This is a genomic window from uncultured Sneathiella sp., assembly GCF_963973085.1.
In the GTDB taxonomy this organism is placed as follows: domain Bacteria; phylum Pseudomonadota; class Alphaproteobacteria; order Sneathiellales; family Sneathiellaceae; genus Sneathiella.
Map to the genome: position 1 here is coordinate 26,817 of NZ_CAXAXA010000008.1, position 17,289 is coordinate 44,105.

Annotated in this window: 17 protein-coding genes; 11 read left to right on the forward strand and 6 right to left on the reverse strand. The window is 50.9% G+C overall.

What is annotated here, in order from left to right:
- Positions 1 to 5: 5 nt before the first annotated feature.
- From AACZ19_RS16500 to AACZ19_RS16510, 3 genes are all read right to left on the reverse strand, one after another.
- Positions 6 to 1,010: a hypothetical protein gene (locus AACZ19_RS16500; RefSeq protein ID WP_339635603.1), complete on the reverse strand. Its 1,005-nt coding sequence runs from the start codon at positions 1,008 to 1,010 to the stop codon at positions 6 to 8.
- On the reverse strand, positions 1,007 to 2,200 hold the full coding sequence (locus AACZ19_RS16505) for a KamA family radical SAM protein (RefSeq protein WP_339635604.1): 1,194 nt from the start codon (positions 2,198 to 2,200) through the stop codon (positions 1,007 to 1,009). Before AACZ19_RS16505 ends, AACZ19_RS16500 begins: the two co-directional genes overlap by 4 nt.
- Positions 2,201 to 2,806: 606 nt before the next feature.
- The gene (locus tag AACZ19_RS16510; RefSeq protein WP_339635605.1) at positions 2,807 to 3,784 is read right to left on the reverse strand and encodes a TauD/TfdA family dioxygenase; all 978 of its coding nucleotides are present in this window, start codon (positions 3,782 to 3,784) and stop codon (positions 2,807 to 2,809) included.
- A gap of 110 nt (positions 3,785 to 3,894) precedes the next feature.
- Here AACZ19_RS16510 and AACZ19_RS16515 point away from each other — a divergent pair, with 110 nt between their 5' ends.
- The 5 genes from AACZ19_RS16515 (at position 3,895) to AACZ19_RS16535 (ending at position 8,639) form a co-directional block, all read left to right on the forward strand.
- Entirely contained in the window at positions 3,895 to 4,305 is a 411-nt protein-coding gene (locus tag AACZ19_RS16515) for an FdtA/QdtA family cupin domain-containing protein (protein WP_339635606.1), read from the forward strand.
- A 27-nt stretch (positions 4,306 to 4,332) separates the two neighbouring features.
- Positions 4,333 to 5,544 carry an FAD-dependent oxidoreductase gene (locus AACZ19_RS16520; RefSeq protein WP_339635607.1) on the forward strand — a complete coding sequence of 404 codons (1,212 nt, stop codon included), beginning with the start codon at positions 4,333 to 4,335 and terminating at the stop codon, positions 5,542 to 5,544.
- Positions 5,545 to 5,551: 7 nt separating this feature from the next.
- Positions 5,552 to 6,457: a glycosyltransferase gene (locus AACZ19_RS16525; protein ID WP_339635608.1), complete on the forward strand. Its 906-nt coding sequence runs from the start codon at positions 5,552 to 5,554 to the stop codon at positions 6,455 to 6,457.
- A gap of 207 nt (positions 6,458 to 6,664) precedes the next feature.
- Positions 6,665 to 7,405, forward strand: a complete 741-nt coding sequence (locus tag AACZ19_RS16530; protein WP_339635609.1) for an enoyl-CoA hydratase-related protein — start codon at positions 6,665 to 6,667, stop codon at positions 7,403 to 7,405.
- Between the two features lie 319 nt (positions 7,406 to 7,724).
- Positions 7,725 to 8,639, forward strand: coding sequence for a DUF2189 domain-containing protein (locus AACZ19_RS16535; protein ID WP_339635610.1), 915 nt, complete (start codon positions 7,725 to 7,727; stop codon positions 8,637 to 8,639).
- Positions 8,640 to 8,712: 73 nt separating this feature from the next.
- Here the strand turns inward: AACZ19_RS16535 and AACZ19_RS16540 are convergent, their stop codons facing one another.
- Positions 8,713 to 9,156: a nuclear transport factor 2 family protein gene (locus tag AACZ19_RS16540; protein ID WP_339635611.1), complete on the reverse strand. Its 444-nt coding sequence runs from the start codon at positions 9,154 to 9,156 to the stop codon at positions 8,713 to 8,715.
- Positions 9,157 to 9,367: 211 nt separating this feature from the next.
- Between AACZ19_RS16540 and AACZ19_RS16545 the strand changes: the two genes are divergently transcribed.
- Genes AACZ19_RS16545 through AACZ19_RS16555 form a run of 3 tightly spaced genes read left to right on the forward strand, consistent with a single transcriptional unit; the run spans position 9,368 to position 12,407 of the window.
- On the forward strand, positions 9,368 to 10,522 hold the full coding sequence (locus tag AACZ19_RS16545; protein ID WP_339635612.1) for a cyclopropane-fatty-acyl-phospholipid synthase family protein: 1,155 nt from the start codon (positions 9,368 to 9,370) through the stop codon (positions 10,520 to 10,522).
- Positions 10,519 to 11,880: an MFS transporter gene (locus AACZ19_RS16550; RefSeq protein WP_339635613.1), complete on the forward strand. Its 1,362-nt coding sequence runs from the start codon at positions 10,519 to 10,521 to the stop codon at positions 11,878 to 11,880. Before AACZ19_RS16545 ends, AACZ19_RS16550 begins: the two co-directional genes overlap by 4 nt.
- Complete coding sequence (locus tag AACZ19_RS16555; protein WP_339635614.1) at positions 11,880 to 12,407, forward strand: DUF3833 domain-containing protein; 528 nt, start codon at positions 11,880 to 11,882, stop codon at positions 12,405 to 12,407. Before AACZ19_RS16550 ends, AACZ19_RS16555 begins: the two co-directional genes overlap by 1 nt.
- Before the next feature lie 32 nt (positions 12,408 to 12,439).
- Here AACZ19_RS16555 and AACZ19_RS16560 read toward each other — a convergent pair whose 3' ends face one another.
- Together AACZ19_RS16560 and AACZ19_RS16565 are read right to left on the reverse strand one after the other, a co-directional pair.
- Positions 12,440 to 13,162: a DUF6134 family protein gene (locus AACZ19_RS16560; protein ID WP_339635616.1), complete on the reverse strand. Its 723-nt coding sequence runs from the start codon at positions 13,160 to 13,162 to the stop codon at positions 12,440 to 12,442.
- A 97-nt stretch (positions 13,163 to 13,259) separates the two neighbouring features.
- Positions 13,260 to 14,120: an alpha/beta hydrolase gene (locus tag AACZ19_RS16565; protein ID WP_339635617.1), complete on the reverse strand. Its 861-nt coding sequence runs from the start codon at positions 14,118 to 14,120 to the stop codon at positions 13,260 to 13,262.
- 106 nt (positions 14,121 to 14,226) lie between these two features.
- Between AACZ19_RS16565 and AACZ19_RS16570 the strand changes: the two genes are divergently transcribed.
- The 3 genes from AACZ19_RS16570 (at position 14,227) to AACZ19_RS16580 (ending at position 17,250) form a co-directional block, all read left to right on the forward strand.
- Positions 14,227 to 15,252, forward strand: a complete 1,026-nt coding sequence (locus AACZ19_RS16570; RefSeq protein ID WP_339635618.1) for an amidohydrolase family protein — start codon at positions 14,227 to 14,229, stop codon at positions 15,250 to 15,252.
- 262 nt (positions 15,253 to 15,514) lie between these two features.
- Positions 15,515 to 16,549 carry an amidoligase family protein gene (locus AACZ19_RS16575; RefSeq protein WP_339635619.1) on the forward strand — a complete coding sequence of 345 codons (1,035 nt, stop codon included), beginning with the start codon at positions 15,515 to 15,517 and terminating at the stop codon, positions 16,547 to 16,549.
- Positions 16,522 to 17,250, forward strand: a complete 729-nt coding sequence (locus AACZ19_RS16580) for a gamma-glutamyl-gamma-aminobutyrate hydrolase family protein (protein WP_339635620.1) — start codon at positions 16,522 to 16,524, stop codon at positions 17,248 to 17,250. The genes AACZ19_RS16575 and AACZ19_RS16580 overlap by 28 nt, the downstream gene beginning before the upstream one ends.
- Positions 17,251 to 17,289: the final 39 nt, after the last annotated feature.

Below are 17,289 nucleotides of genomic sequence, written 5' to 3' on the forward strand. Positions count from 1 at the left end.
ACGTCTCAGGCCGCCCGGACGCCTGTTTCCGGGAAAGTGAGGCCGTAGCGCGCACAGGCAGAGGCGGCGATCTCACCGATCAGCCAGTCATACGTGTAGCCCGCCTTCACCGTCAGGATCGGCAAATCCGAATGGGTCGGATGCAATCCGGCAATCGGATTCACCTCAAGAAACTGGGGTGAGCGCAGACCGTCGGATTTAAGATCGACCCGCGCCGCATCGCGGCAACCGAGCGCATGATAGGCAGCCAGCGCCCTCTTTCCGGCAAGCCGTGCTTCGGCGTCGTCTGCCAGCGACAGGGTCACGAACGGTTCCCAGTTTTCCTTGATTTCGTAACTATAGATCCCGCTATCCGCATCGGGCTTCACGGCAATTTCCAACACCGCAATCACTCGTGCCGACGCGCCATTGCCGACAATGCCAACCGTGAATTCACGGCCCTCAAGATAGGTCTCGGCAATCACCGGCTGCTGGAATTTTTCGATCAGCCGCGCGGCTTCGCGTTTCAGCTCCGCCTTGTTCGACACCTTCGACCGGCCGCCGCAGCCCTTGCCCGTTCCTTCCGCGATCGGCTTCAGGAATGCAGGAAAAGCAATCTCCGGCAACGGTATGCCCGCGTCCGAAATAATCGCGAAATCCGCCGTCGGGATGCCGCTGTCGCGGACAATGCGTTTCGCCACCGGCTTGTCGAGCGTCACCGCCATGGTCAGCGGATCGGAGAAGGCGTAGGGCTGGTCAAACATCTCGCAGAGCGCCGGAACCTGGGCCTCGCGCGAGCGTCCGTGCAGACCTTCGGCGATGGAGAAGACGAGATCGAACCGCTCCCCGTCCGCCAGCCGGCGCGCAAGCTCCTGCCCGCGCCCGATGCGCTCGACGTCCCAGCCAAGCTGGCCGAGAGCGCCGTCGAGCGCATCGATGGTGGCGAGGAAGTCGAACTCCGCCGTTTGTTCTTCCGAGAACCCGAGGGCGAGATAGTCGTCGCGCAGGTCATACACGAGGCCGAGCTTCATTGCGCGGCCTCCTGATGACAGGGCTCCGTCCCGATCACGCCACCCGGATCATGATAGCGGTAGGTTCCGCCTTCGAAGTTACGGAGGATGAGATCTTCCCCATCGCGCCCGACCACATAGTCGGGAAGCAACGGGATCTTGCCGCCGCCGCCTGGGGCGTCGATCACAAAGGTCGGGATTGCATAGCCCGTCGTATGACCGCGCAGACCCTCGATGATCTCGAGGCCCTTCGCGACCGGCGTCCGGAAATGCGAAGACCCGGTGATCGGGTCGCACTGGTAGAGGTAATAGGGCTTCACCCGGCGTTTCAATAGGCCATGCATCAACGGCTTGATGATCGAGAGATCGTCATTGATCCCCTTCAGCAATACCGTCTGGCTGCCAAGTGGAATACCGGCATCGGCAAGACGCGCGGTCGACTCGGTCACTTCGGGCGTGAGTTCATCCGGATGGGTGAAATGAATGCTCATCCACAGCGGGTGATGCTTTTTCAGCACATCCGTCAGCGACTTGGTGATCCGCATCGGCATCACCACCGGAATTTTCGAGCCGATGCGGATAAATTCCACATGCTCGATCGCCCGGAGACGCGTCAGCAGATAATCGAGCCGGTCATCCGACAATGTCAACGGATCGCCGCCCGAAATCAGCACGTCGCGGATTTCAGGATGCGCCGCGATATAGTCGAACGCCTTCTCCCACTGGGATTTCGAGAATTCATACTCGCCGCCCGCCTCGCCGACCATGCGCGATCTCGTGCAATAGCGGCAATAGGTGGAGCAGAAACCGGTCGCGAGAAACAGCACCCGGTCCGGATAGCGATGGACAAGGCCCGGTACTGCCGCGTCATGATCCTCGCCAAGCGGATCGTCCGCTTCGCCCGGCATCTTGATGAATTCATTACCGACCGGAATATGCGTGCGGCGAAGACCCTCGGAGGGGTTATCGAGGCTCATCAAACTCGCATAGTAGGGAGTAATGCCCATGGGCAACGACCCCGTATGGCGCGATACCGCGTCGCGCTCGTCGGCGGACAGATTGAAAATCCGTTCCAGACCCGCAAGGGACCTGATCCGGTTTCTGAGCTGCCACCGCCAGTCCAGCCATTCCGCGTCGGTGGCGAGCGGGAAAAACTGGTTCTTGAAAGCGCGGGAACGCTCCGATATGGGAAATGCAGACGGTTCCGCCATAGCGACATTATCTGCAACAATGTGAGGGAAAGGTTTAAAGTCAGTGCTTTGAAAGAAGCCTAGACTGGGAGGCTCAGCGGCCTCCTTTGCCGCTTGGCCAGCTACTGGTGAGTTCATCTTAAGATGGTTCTCTATGTCAAGAGGGGCCGTCGCGCGACAATCGTCGATTCTGTCGCCACACTCCCGAACATTCGCATAAATATTCCGATCCACGCAAACGTCAAGCGGTTTTTTTCAAGCAGTAGAAAATGCTAATTTATATTGTGGCAGAAAAACTGCTATACGCAATTAAACCCTTGATAAATGCGCTATTGGCCAAAAGACTGTGCGTTATGGATGGACAAGATTTGAGGCCTGTATGCGTGTCATATCCGGAACAAAAGTCTTTACGCCTACCTCAATCATTCCAACCGGCAAAGATAACCCAATATCGGTTTTGTGACTAAAGGGTACAAAATCCACGTGCGTGGCAGGCCGTTGATCTAGTGGATGAAGGTTTGGCGTTCAATTTCCATGCGATGTGCTGGATACTCAGGGTTTATGTGAGTGGCAAGACAGACCGGCAGAAAAGGTGTCAAGCCTCAGATCAGTTAAAAAACACTGTCGTCAAGTATCGCGGCCGCGCCTCTTTGGCTGCTCGCTACTCTCCACCACGCATCGGCGCATTATTCTTACCTGATTGAGGATATTATATGTCCCAACTTTATGTAAAACGCTTCCGTTGTCCCAAATTAGCATATCTCCAGGTTGCCATTGATGAGTGTAAGTTGCCTCTGAATTAAATTCGAGGCTGTTTATCTCTTTCATCAGCTTTACTCCGGTGGGCCAAAACTTGTTGGCTATCCGCCAAGCATGATCTCCGATAAAAAGAGCGGGACGACCGGTTTCCGGATGAGGACGGACCACCGGATGATATACGGCACCGTCACGAAATCGCCTCCCCATGACACTCGTCCACCATTTCAACTGCTTCAAAATCGATCGCCAATCAGCCTCCGACCGAAACCACTGTGATGGGAGCCGCTGTTGCCGTGCAGCTCGCGCAATTTCAAAATTATGCTCCGCCTTCAGAGTCTCGAAATAATCCTTCGTTCGCTGCTCAAGATCGTCGTACAGCCGGTACATGTTTGCAAAATGGGTTGTTCCTTCTCCCTCTGGCACCTGTATAGCACCCAGAACTGTTGCCCTGCTTGGTTCAGTCGCCCACGATCCATCGCTATGCCAATGAGTAGAGCCGGGATCTGGATGACGGCCAATGGGCTTCCCTTTCCTATCTACGTTGCTGAGATAGTGGACGAGATCGTTTTTGCTGGGATAATGCGGATTCTGCCAAAGTACCCGGCAGTGGCCGAATATTTGCGCAAATTGAACTTGCTGATCTTCACTCAGGTTTTGGTGTCGAAATAGCAGAACCTGATGTTTGAAAAGCGCTTCTTTGAGGGCAGATTTCATGGTCTCGGGGACGTTCTTTGACAAATCCACGCCGGAAACGAGCACACCGAACGTCTCGGAAAGCGGTGTACAACTTAGTGCTGTTGAACACTCAGATTGATTTCCAGCCTGACTTAATTCGTCGAACTTCATTTCCCAATTACGCTCCAGGCGCCCTGTACTTAATGCTCCACAGAAATTCTTTCATGTGCTTTACTAATAGATATAATAACTCAAGTCCTGAACAAATCGAAGAAGCGTGTATGAAACTATTGAATAGCCTTCTCGGCGGCAAAGCTGCAGTGTATAAAGTTGCCCCAAAAATTGATGAGCGGGGGAGCCTTGTTCCAGTCGATCTTTCAGAAATAAATTTTCCCATTAAAAGGGTACTTCTTATTAAAGCATCGTCAAATATCGAAAGGGGCGGACATGGTCATTATCATGGCCGGCAATTCTTAATGCATGTTTCAGGTACAATCGAGATCGAATTGCGATACAAAGGGAAAATTGAAACAGAGAAATTAGCTAAGGCTGGAGATTGCCTGCTGATAGAACACGGAGTTTGGTCTATTCAGAAATATTCGGATAAAAACTCTGCGCTCATGGTGTGCTGTGACACAAGTTATGATGAGTCAGACTATTTTTATTTGGAGCAGATGAAAGCGACCCAGTGAATCCATTCGATCAGGAAGTTTTTTAAAATGCGTATTGCCATTCTGGGGGCTGGTATTATGGGCAGCAGCCTCGCCATATTACTGGCGAGGCGAGGCGCCGAAGTCACTTTATTTGAGAAAGATGACGCGCCGATGATGGGGGCCAGCAGGTGGAATGAAGGAAAGATACATTTGGGGTATATTTACGCAGGTGATCAGACCTTATCATCTGCCCGTCACGTTCTATCCGGCGGTATGTCATTTGCACCGATAGTTTCCGAAATCCTGCAAACTGATATTCGTTCATTTTCTACTGTTGAAGATGACCTTTTCATTTTGCACAAAGATTCAGTTGTCGACGAGAGAGACTTTAAAGGATATCTGAAAAGGCTGGACGACCTAGCGGGATCGCACCCTAACGCAAATGACTACTTTGGGAATTTGCCCGGCTATACCTCTCGTCAAATAAGTAGAGAAGAGTTAGAATTAATTGCTGACCCGGAAACTGCAGTGGCAGGCTTTCGCGTACCGGAGCGCTCTGTGCAGACGGGAATAATTGCAGATCTTTATAATTCAGCATTGGCTGACAGCGAAAAAGTTAATCTGGAAACAAATTTCACCGTAACAAATGTTGTACCCCAAGATCTGGACAACGGATCCTGGCAAGTAATCGGAGAAACGGCCAACGGACCTAAAACTCATAAAGATTATGATTGCGTCATTAATGCTCTTTGGTATGGGCGAATGGGTTTGGATGCGAAGGTTGGGTTACCGCCAAGTGGCGTTTGGTCAAATCGCTATCGGGTATCACTTTTTGTAAAAACAAAAAAAGTCGTAAAAACGCCCAGTGCGTTTGTCGCTGTAGGAGCATTTGGTGATGTCAAGAATTACGACGATCAATCGTTCTATTTGTCATGGTACCCCGCCGGCCTTCTGTCAGACAGCACCGATGTTTTACCGAAAATGCCCGCGCCACTGACAACTGAACAAAAAAAAGAGATCGTGGGAAATATTCAGTCCGGCATCGCGACGGTATTATTCGGCGCTGACGACATATTAAATGCGGCGCAAGAGATTAGGGTTGAAGGCGGCTTTGTGTTTGCTCAAGGCAAAGGTTCGATCGCCAGAAGGTCCTCTACATTGCATTTCAGGGATAAATTCGGGATCAATCGAAAGGGGCAATATTATTCAATCGACACTGGAAAATATTCTTCAGCGCCTGAGTTGGCAACTATTATCACTAAAGAGCTAATGGGGTAACCAGTCGATGGAGTCCACACCCGAACCGCATTTAGACACAACCATTACAACTGAAATGTCCGAGAAAAGCGTGGATACTCCTCTCGTTACCGCCCTGCTACCCAGTTATAATGCCGAAGCATTTATCCGCGAGACGCTGGATAGCCTGGTCGCTCAAAGCTGGCCGAGACTGGAAATATTGATCGGAGATGATTTCTCGACAGATGGGACACCTGAAATCATCCATGAATATGCCGCGCGATATGAAAATATTCGGATATTGGAACGAGAGGAGAATCTCGGCTGGCTCGGCAATTGCAATGATTTGATGAAAAATGCGCTCGGAGAAATGATGTTTTTCGCCTTTCATGACGATGTCGTTGCGCCGGATTACGTATCATTGCTCGTCAAAGCTCTGCAGGATGACCCAAACGCGATACTGGCTTATTCCGATCTTGAGTTGGTGGAGCCGGACGGAACAAAACAATTTTTGAAATGCGAAGAACTTTCCGAGGTTAAGAGTGCCACAATGCGCGGTTTTCTGATTGCGCGCCGTCGTTCGGATTTTCATTGGTGGATTCCGAATAGAGGCCTGTTTCGCAAAAAAGCTTTTGAAATAATTGGTGGCATTCCAAAGAGTCAATATGGAGAGTTTAGCGCCGATTGGACCTGGATGTTAGATATGTCGCTATTGGGGTCATTTGTTCGTGTTCCACAAACACTTTGCTTTAAGCGGTATCAGAAAAGCAGCCTGAGTATTAATTGGAACAGAACTCCTGAAAAGTATCGTGGTTTGGCTCGCGCCGGAATTAGCGAAGTCATGAAAAGCGATCTGAATCCATTGGGAAAACACTTAATTTGCAATTATTTAAGATACCGTATCTTTCGTTCAAAACTTAAGTCGTTATTGATGGGATTGCTGAAAGGAAACTAGAGGTTCATCCGTGCTTGGAAATTATTGTTACGCCAAGATGCATTTGCAGCCGACAGATGTTATAGGGAGGAGCCCTCTTGATCACTTCAGCTGGATCCGCTCCTATTCAGCGCAGGCACCCTTGGAAAGGAAAACACTCATCTTTGAAAACATAAACACCGTAAATCTAACCACTGCTAAAAAATCTCATCAGAAAGAAGCATAGCCATGGGCACATCGACCGTAACATATGAAAGCCGCGACAACGTCGCCATCATCACCCTTACTGACTCAAAAAATTTAAACATCCTTACTCACGATATGGTTGATGCACTCCGCGACGCCTGGCATCGGTTTAATGCCTCAGACGATAAAGTGGCCATCCTGACGGGTGGTGGTGACAAAGCCTTTTCTGTTGGTGCGAACCTCTCGGATCCGCCGGAGCTATGGAAATTTGTTCCCGGCATCGGCGTTGAGGTCGACAAACCTGTCATTGCCGCGGTCAATGGCATTTGTGTGGGCGGAGCGGTGGTTCTGGTCCAGTTTTGTGATCTTTGCATCATGTCTGAAGAAGCCAAATTCACCTATCCGGAAGCCAAAGTGGGTTTGTCCGGCGGCTTGATTACGTCACTCGCGGCCCGTATTCCGCATAAAGTTGCCATGGAATTTATTTATGGTCTTGCGGAGATGAGCGCGGCGCGCGCCTACGAAGTCGGCTTGGTCAATAAAGTCGTCCCGAAAGACGAGGTTATGGATGCCGCGATGTCTTACGCCATAGAATTAAGAGATAGCGCCCCAATGGTTCTGTCAATGGTCAAGCGATTTGTAGGCGAGGTATTGGCAAAAGGCCCGTCAGAACGTGCTGGCATTTCCTTGCGGGACACCCGCGCCTTGCTGGAAAGCGATGACTGCGCGGAAGGCGCCGCCGCATTTGCAGAAAAGCGTGCCCCGGAATTCACTGGCAATTAAAATATATTGCGAACAATGGTCGGAGAGGTGAGAATCTCCGACCATCAGACAGTCCTTAGCCTCTCATGTTCAAGGGGTAAGATGCCTCACCATGGGTCGGTTCTTCACGCAGCCGCACTCACATATCAATCTTGTTTTAACCTGCATCAGCCTGAAAAGCCATATCGCCCTGACACCAACATCCTGGAATGTCCCGCCAAAGGCCGGAATCGGCCCGACCCGTCGACATCTTTTTCACCCATGCTCACATGGTGACTTTACTGAAAACCGGCAGGCCCTTAAACTTATCAGATACGTATATGTGCTTGGGGAGTGAAGCATGATAAACGAGGAAGAGTCCGCATCGAGAAAAGAAGCCGTCGCAAACGGGCTGGACCTCAGTGACGCACAAAAATCGCCGTCGCAGGACAGCCTGAAAAGAGAAATTTTCCTGGTTAAAGAGATGGCCTTGGTGCGAGACGTCAGCACAGAAGATGTCTGGAAATGGCTCGCTGCCGGTTGGTCTGACCTGAAAGCCAACACCGCCGTCAGTATCAGTTATGCCGCACTTTTCATTATTTGCGGGTTGATCTTGTCCATTGGTTTCTACTTCATGGGTTGGCCTTATCTGATTTTGCCGGGTCTGACCGGCTTTTTGCTTGTCGGCCCGGCCGTTGGCCTCGGGTTTTATGAGATCAGCCGCCGCTATGCCGCAGGCGAAAAAGTTACCCTGATGGCTGCGATTACCGCCGCGCGTTATAACAAGCTTGGAATTTTTGGCTTCGGCGTAGCGCTTGCCTTTGTCTTTCAGGTCTGGATTCGCATTTCATTCACGGTATTTGCGTTAAACTTTCCCGGCATCATGCCCGACTGGGGCATTATTCTGACCCGCGCACTCAGTATGGAGGGCGTCTATTTCGGAATATCCATCGCCGCTGTAGGTGCCGTTTTTGCAACCTGCATTTTCTTTATCGGCGCTTTCTCCATGCCAATGATGATGGACCGGAACTCGGTTTTGCTGTCATCACTCATCACCAGCGCATATGCCGTCGTCCGCAACCGGAACGCAATGATCCTATGGGCCACAATAATCGTTATCTGTACCGGAATTGGTCTCTTTACCGCCGGAATTGGCCTGATCGTTACACTCCCGCTCATCGGCCATGCGACCTGGCATGCCTATAAGCAGGTGATGTCCGGTGATCTTCAAGAGGGCGAGTCACATTCCATCGCGACCATCTCCGCCACAGAGTAAATCTTAAGCCTTGAAAATGTTGGCAATGGGGAAAAATATTTTGCTGGTTTTCCTCCGAGTACTCCGGTGAATGTCATTTCACTGTTTGCCGAATGTATCCGCGTTCCTCGTATGGAAAATCCCAAAGCTCTCGGTTCTTCGGATCCTGTAAATAATAGTTATTATGGTAACTCCGAATTTCCACTATCTTGTCGTTTTCGAATATATACCACTCCGTACCGCGTAAAACCTGTCGTTTTTGGTCACGAGGCGGTGTCCAGGGCATGCTCCATTCGATCACCGCTTCCGGCTCCTGAATGAGAATATGATCCAGGGTCCAGGACGCTTGTGTTCTGGGCCCGATTTTCATCCAATAATTCGCCAGAGCCTCCGACCCGCGAACCGGGCTATGGTCGACAAAATAATGTACGACATCCGGATCAAATGTCGACATCATGAGATCGAAATTTGCTGTGGAGCAGCCGTGATAATATTGCTGTATAATATTTCTGTACCGGTGCTGATTTTGAGACTTCACCCGAATCCTCCCAAGATTTCTTTTGTTTCTCCAGCGTCCCTCACGACCCCGTATATATAGCAAGTGATCCATACACGCCCATGTCGCGTAAATCACAATAACGACTATTTCACATCGCGAGGCAATATCCAATATGAAGAATTCCGCGACAACGGCCGCAGCATCTCCTTCTGTTTCCTATTTTTTCGGCAAAGCTGATCTGAGAGCGCGCTTGTTGCAATCCTGGCTAAGACGCATCCGCAGCGGTACAATAACCGTGAATATGCCGGGCGGATATCGCTTCAATTTTGAAGGTACGACCCCAGGACCGCATGCCTATCTTAATATTTACAATATGCGGGTCGTTACACGAACGCTTTGGGGCGGTGATACCGCTCTCGCTGAGAGCTATATGGACGGCGAATGGGATACTCCGGATTTAGCATCTCTTCTGGCACTTGGTCAAAATAATGCTGATGCCTTATCGGCGTCTCTGGGACCAACTTGGGCCATGCGTTTAGTCAGTCGTATTCATCACGCCCGACGGCGCAATACCAAAAACGGTAGTCGCCGCAACATTGCCGCCCACTATGATCTCGGCAATGATTTCTACAAGCAATGGCTTGACGAAACGATGACTTATTCATCGGCACTCTTTGAAGACATGAACGAAGATATAGTACCGGCACAACGGCGGAAATACCTGCGTCTGGCCGAAAAGCTTGAACTCAAACCCGGCGACCGTGTTCTGGAAATTGGCTGCGGCTGGGGAGGTTTCGCAGAAATTGCAGCCCGGGAATTTGGCTGTCACGTTGTCGGCCTGACACTCTCCAGGGAACAGGCAGCATTCGCGCGGGAGCGCATGGCCCGCCATGGATTGTCGGAGATGGTCGACATTCGAATACAGGACTACCGCGATATAACCGGAACATTCGACAAGATTGTATCTATCGAAATGTTTGAGGCCGTCGGCGAAAAATACTGGTCGACATTTTTCAGCGTGATCGACAGCTGCTTGAAATCCGGTGGGCGTGCTGCCTTGCAGATCATTACTATTGATGCAGCGTCTTTTGAAAATTACCGGCGCAATCCGGACTTCATCCAGCGCTATATTTTCCCGGGTGGCATGTTACCAAGTCCGGAAATCTTCACAGACATCGCCAACCGATCCGGGTTCAAGGTTTCGGACGCATACTTTTTTGGAAAATCCTACGCCGAGACCCTGAGACGTTGGGACCACCTATTTTGTGAGAATTGGCCTCAGATTTCTCCTCTGGGCTTCGATGAACGCTTCTATCGTATGTGGCGCTATTATTTCAGTTATTGTGAGGCGGGATTCAACCAAGGTACTATTGATGTCGGTCAGTTCATGATCGAGAGACCATGACTCCCGCAACCAATAGCCGACTCCCCCAACGCAGGCTGATCCTGTATGCCTTACCTGCTTTTGTCGTCGCCTTGCCGACCATTCCGGTCTACATCCACCTGCCTGCGCTTTATGGCGTAGAGCTGGGCCTTGGTCTCGCCGCGACAGGCCTGTTTCTGCTGTTGGCGCGGCTGTTCGATACAGTTAGCGATCCGGTGATCGGTTATTTAAGCGACCGGTATGGATTTCGAGGTGTCAGACGCAAGCCCTGGATTGCCATCGGTGCGGTTATTGCTGGTTTTGGCCTGTTCAAAATCCTTAATCCGCCAGGCGATGTTGGGGGTAGCTACCTTCTCTTGTGGTCGATTGTGCTGTATGCCGGTTGGACCATGGTGTCCGTCCCCTATCTAGCGTGGGGCGCAGAGCTGGCGGATGATTATGATGATCGCACGCGTTTGACCTCGTGGCGCGAGGCGATGACACTCATCGGGATCTTCGGCGCCGGCGCACTTGCTGCAATAACCGCCAATATGGGCTGGACATCATCCGACTCCATTGGCGCCATAGCCTGGCTTGCCATTGGCCTCGGCGCAGCAGTCATCCCCTTACTATTGTGGTATGTGCCAGATCGACCCCTCGACCGTCAGGAACTGCCCGCACTGACAGGATCATATCTAAGGTCGGTGATATCTAACGGGCCGTTTTTGCGCTTGCTGGGTGCCTGGTTTCTGAATGGACTGGCAAACGGTATTCCGGCGGCACTTTTCTTTATCTATCTGGAATTCGGCTTAGAAGCGGCGGAAGAGATCCGGCCATTGTTCATTCTTGCCTACTTCGGCGCGGGTATCGCTTCGATCCCGATTTGGCTGAAAATCAGCCAGCAGTTTGGAAAACACCGGACCTGGTGCTGGGCAATGGCGGCGGCGGCGCTCGCCTTCGTCAGTGTACTCCTAATACCAAGCGGAGGATTTGCGGCGTTTACGGTCGTATGTCTGATTACCGGTATGGCGCTCGGCGCAGACCTGACCCTGCCACCTGCCATGCAGGCCGATGTGCTCGATTATGACCGTTGGCGGTTTGGAGAGGAGCGTGCCGGCATACAATTCGCCCTTTGGGGTATGAGCACCAAACTCGCCCTAGCCCTGTCAGTTGGCCTCGCCTTACCCGCCCTGGAAGTTCTGGGGTTTGATCCAAATGCGCCAACCGAGTCGGGTAAATGGGCGATCATCGTGATCTATGCTTTGGTGCCCATCGTAATAAAGATAGCCGCGATTACAGTTGTTTGGCGCTTTCCGCTAACCCGAAAACGCCATGACATCATTCAGCACAGGTTGAAGAAGCGTCAGTTTAAGCTCAAGAAGTTGAAGGAGTTGGCATAGTGAAAGCCCGTTTATTTACGACCCTGTTCGTGATGATAGCTCTTACAGGGTGCATGCAGATGAAATCCATCGATTTTATGGATGCCAAACCGAGGTTCGTGCTAGAGGAATTCTTTGATGGACAGACTCAGGCATCCGGTATCTTCGAAGATCGTTTTGGGAACCTGCGCCGGGAGTTTGTCGTCGAGATCAAGGGCGTTTGGGACGGCGAGACACTGTTACTAAATGAGGATTTTTTCTACAGCGATGGCGAACGTGAGCAACGGATCTGGACTATCGAGAAAATTGACGACCACACCTATCAGGGACGCGCTGACGACATAATCGGCGTCGCCACCGGCGAAAGTTACGGAAACGTCTTGAACTGGCGCTATTATATGGACCTGAAGCTGGACGACAGCACGATCCGGGTCCATTTTGATGACTGGATGTATCTACAACCTTCGGGCGTTATGCTGAACCGGGCGAAAGTCAGTAAATGGGGGATTGAGCTTGGCACAGTGACTTTGGCATTTACAAAAAAATGAAAACAAGAGGATGACCGGAGTGCGGAAGTTATCTATTCCCCTTTTGAAGCATTTACCGCTCTCGATGCACCACCCTGACAGCGCCGGCAAACATATTCAATAATCGAGCCATCGCTCCCTTTAAAGCGCATTTTTACCCATCGGCCTGCATCGTCATACCAGACTTCGTTTTCCAGATCCCCGGTATAAGCGAAACGCGTTGCCTGGATGGGGCCGATCTCAGTATCAATAGACTCTCGATCTCCGGTTACGATACGCACATTATTGATGCGCCCTGTCAACGTGTTCAGCACCTTTGTCTGGTTTAGAACGCCGACATGCCAATGATTTGTCGGGAATAGCGGAACGTCGGTTTCAAACTGCCCATTTACGCTTTTAATCTGCATGAGCGCAGCATCGCGAGCTGCGGTAACGACGGTCAGTTCTCCATTGTCATCTGTCCGCGCTTCCAGTGTTTGCAGTTGACCATCTTGCCAGCGGGCATCCGATTCATAAAGGTAGCTATACGCCGTTAAAAACAGGAATTTAATTTCCAGTTGAAAGACGCTTCGAACATTCAAATACTCTTTATTTTCACTAAACTTGACCTTGTGGGATCCCACAAGGGTTCCTTCACGATAGACATCGAAAACAATTTCGTTCCCATAGAGCGCCATTGGATTGATCGACCGAGCACTATCAGCTGCCAAACCGTCGACCGTTGGGCTCATGAGAATGACCAATGCGATTAATCCGCCGAAAAGCAATCTGTTCACGCGTCTATCCTTCCCTAAGGTTTGATAGAATTACGTGACAAATCGGCGGCTAGATCACAGGGAAGCGTCCGATTGTCCTCGCCCCTTTCTCACGCCACTATAAAAACTCTCTCAAATCCGTGACAAAGCTGTCAAACTGATCATGGTGTAGCCAATGGCCCGCATTCATGTAGTTTTTGACGATTGCGTTCTTGAAATATTTTATGCGCCCGTCGTCAACCGGGTTTGAGGCCCAACTGTCATTCCCATAGCACAGCATCGTCGGACAGGTTATTTCACCCCATAGCTTCTGGGTTTCTTCATTGCTAATGTCGAATGGCGCCCAAACGCGCATGTAATGGTCAAACTTCCAGCTGAAGGTGCCATCTTCATTCTGGTTGACGGCATGGGTCGTTAAATGCAGGGCCTGCTCATCCGACAAATGCTTATTTTCAGATTTCATCCTTGCAAGGGCATCCTCAAATGTTTCATATCGGCGATGCGTACGGGCGCTTGCCGCGCGCTTTTGATCAATCCAGTCCCGCCAGCGCTTGACCGTTGGAGTCTCTTGGGTCTCCTTGATCATCTTCGGAGAGGGTCCAAGGCCCTCAATCGCGACAATCTTTCTGACAGTTTCCGGATAGAGCCCGGTATAGCGAAGCGCTATGCTGCCGCCCATGGAATGAGAAACAATTGTTACCGGACTCAATTCCTTTTGATGGATAAGCTGTGCAATATCATAAACATAGCTCTGTAGATTGTAATTACCGTCAGTCGACCAGCCGCTGTCTCCATGGCCCCGCAGATCCGGTGCGATGATATGCCAGTCATGGCGTAGTTCTTCTGCCACCCAGTCCCAGTTCCTGCAGTGATCCCGTCCTCCATGGATAAGCAGCAACGGCGGCGCGTCCGGGTTTCCCCAGTCCACATAATGAAGCTTAATGCGCTGCGAAATATAACTATTCGAAGTCGGACCCATGGAAGGCTCCCAGTGTGAGTATCAAATCATTCAGGTTTATTATAACAGGACTCTTTGTTTCTTTTTTGATATTAACTTAAAGCGCTTTGGGAAAGTAAGAATAAAAATGACCGATGTTCCGACCAACATTGACTGGCTGAATGCGACGCAAGAAGAAACCCTGGATCCCGCATTACCCATTTGCGATCCTCACCACCACCTTTGGGATTTGCGACCCGGCAGGGTGACACAACGGTATCTTCTGGATGAGATTCTTGTCGACGTTGGGAGTGGGCATAATATCGTCTCCACCGTTTTTATTGAGTGCGGCGCCATGTATCGGTCATCCGGTCCGGATGAAATGAAACCGGTTGGTGAAACCGAGTTTGTCAACGGCATTGCGGCAATGAGCGCTTCCGGGCTTTATGGCGATACGCGTATCGCGGCAGGTATTGTTGGTACTGCAGATCTTATGCTCGGAGAGGCTGTCGGGCCGGTATTGGATGCCCATGTTGCGGCGGGTTGCGGCAGATTTCGCGGTATTCGCCACCGGGCGAGTTGGGATCCGGACGCCGATGTGCCAAACTCCCTTCCCACAACAATCGAAAATCTTTACCTGGATGCTACTTTCCGCAAAGGGTTTGCAGAGCTTGCTCCCCGTAATCTCAGCTTTGAAGGATGGTGTTACCACCCGCAGATTCCGCAATTAACCGACCTTGCCCGCACTTTTCCGGATACGACAATAATCCTCAATCATTTTGGTGGTCCTTTGGGCATTGGGCCTTATCAGGGGAAACATGATGAGTATTTTCCGGACTGGAAAAAATCCATAACGGAATTGGCGACATGCCCGAATGTCGTGGCAAAGCTCGGCGGTATTAATATGGAAATCAACGGCTTCGACTGGCATCACATGCAGCGGCCACCTTCAAGCGCGGAACTGATGGAGGCAACCCGGCGGTTCTATGACCATACAATCGAACAGTTTGGGCCCGATCGGTGTATGTTTGAATCCAATTTCCCGGTCGACAAGGTCAGCTGCAGCTATAATATTTTATGGAATTCATTCAAGCGCTTGACGATGGATTATAGCGACGCAGAAAAGGCAGCACTATTCCATGACACCGCGGGCAGAATATACCGACTGGGGTAATCATCGCCTGTTCATCAGCCTCTTCGGCAACACTTCACTGTTTGAACATTCCCGGACCATTTGTGATACTAAGGTGGATCGACGCGTGATTTGTATGTTTTTGGTTTAAAGTTCACTTTTGAGCACCATGTCTCCCACATTGCGGGAAAAGGCAAAGCCACTTGATATATAGGAACATTGGTTTAAGCCAATTCTTGGCAACTTGCCAAGATACGGCGCTTTTGTACAAACTAACGGGTATCATTTCTGTTGGAGAATGATCTTGAACGATAAGCACCAGGACATGCGTACTCCACCCAACGTCCATAACCTGTCGGGAACCGTGCGGCGCGTCGGGGTGGAGTTAGAGTTTGCCGGTCTGTCATCAGAGCAGGCCGCCGAGTTGGTTGCTGACTCGTTCGACGGCACTACGAGGCCCATTGATATGCCGTTTGTGCTATCCGTAGCGGATACCAAATGGGGCGAATTCCAAGTGGAACTTGATACTCAATACGTTCACCCGGAAAAGGACCTTGGGGACATACTTGAAGAGAGCTCATTACCAGTGAGCAAGGAGGACATAAAAACTGTCCGCAACTTGAACTCGTATGTAAGGCAACACTGGGTCGGCAAAGCCCTTGCAGGCGTCGTCCCCACGGAAATCGTCACACCGCCCATCCCCTGGGATGAGCTGGGGGAACTGGAAATCCTGGTTGAGGCCCTGCGCGCGCATGGTGCCAAGGGTACCGACGACGGCGTTGTTTACAGTTTTGGCGTTCACCTAAATCCGGAAATCGCCCGCGAGGATGTTGATTATATTCTAGCGGTCCTGCGTGCGTATATGTTGCTATCGGATTGGCTGCGTGATGAAATTCACGTTGACCTCATGCGAAAAATTCTGCCGCATATCGATCCGTTTCCCAAAGAATATGCTGTTAAGATATTGGCGGCTGATTATGCGCCGGATTTGGACGCTCTTATCAAAGATTATTTTGCGATGAATCCGACACGCAACCGTGAACTGGACATGCTCCCATTATTTAAGCATTTAGCGCCTAAAACCTTGGCTAAACTCACTGATGACGAACGCATAAAGGCACGCCCGACTTTCCATTACCGCCTGCCGAATATGTGTCTTTCCGACCCTGGTTGGAGTGTTGTTCAGGAGTGGAACCGTTGGGTTGCTGTGGAAACTCTCGCAGCGGACGAAGACACCCTCCGACGGTTAGGCGACAGCTATCTTGCCAATGCCAAAAGCCCCATAGGAGAGTGGCTGAAGGAGGTGCGCCTATGGCTCGAAAATCTAACAAGCCCATAATCGGGATTACAGTCTCCCGCTATAAAAGCAAGATCATGCGGTTTTTCGATTGGCTGGCGGTATGGCGTGCCGGCGGAAGAGCTGTATTCCTGTCACCGGGACGCGATTTTCCTTCCGAACGTTTGGACGGCCTGATCATAGGCGGTGGGGATGATATCGGTGCCGATCTATATGGCGGCGAAATCAACATAGATGTCCGCATTGATCCCGAACGCGATGCGCTGGAATTGGAGTTGCTGCGTTTTGTCATCGATAAGGACCTGCCGGTTTTAGGTATCTGCCGCGGGGCCCAGATGATGAATGTATTTTTCGGCGGTACATTGTTTAGCGACATACGCGGAATGCCGCGTGAAAAAACGAATATCCGCACCGTGCTGGCCCGCAAAATTGTATCTGTGAAGCAGGACACCAAAGTACGTGAAATTCTTGGTCAGGACCTGGTGCGCGTGAATAGCCTGCATCATCAGGCCGTAGATATCCTCGGCGACGGGCTTTCCGTATCCGCCTGCGATCAGGGTGATTTTGTCCAGGCGCTGGAACATAATGACAAACGGTTTTTCGTTGGTGTGCAATGGCACCCTGAGTTCCTTGTCTTTGACAGGCATCATCAAGCCCTGTTTCACGCCCTGATAAAAAATGCGCGTCATGGAGATAAGGTCGACACTACGTCATTTAGCAAAACCCATTCACCCGCCTTGTAAATAGGGAGAATGTAACCCGATGGGGTATTCATTCATTCC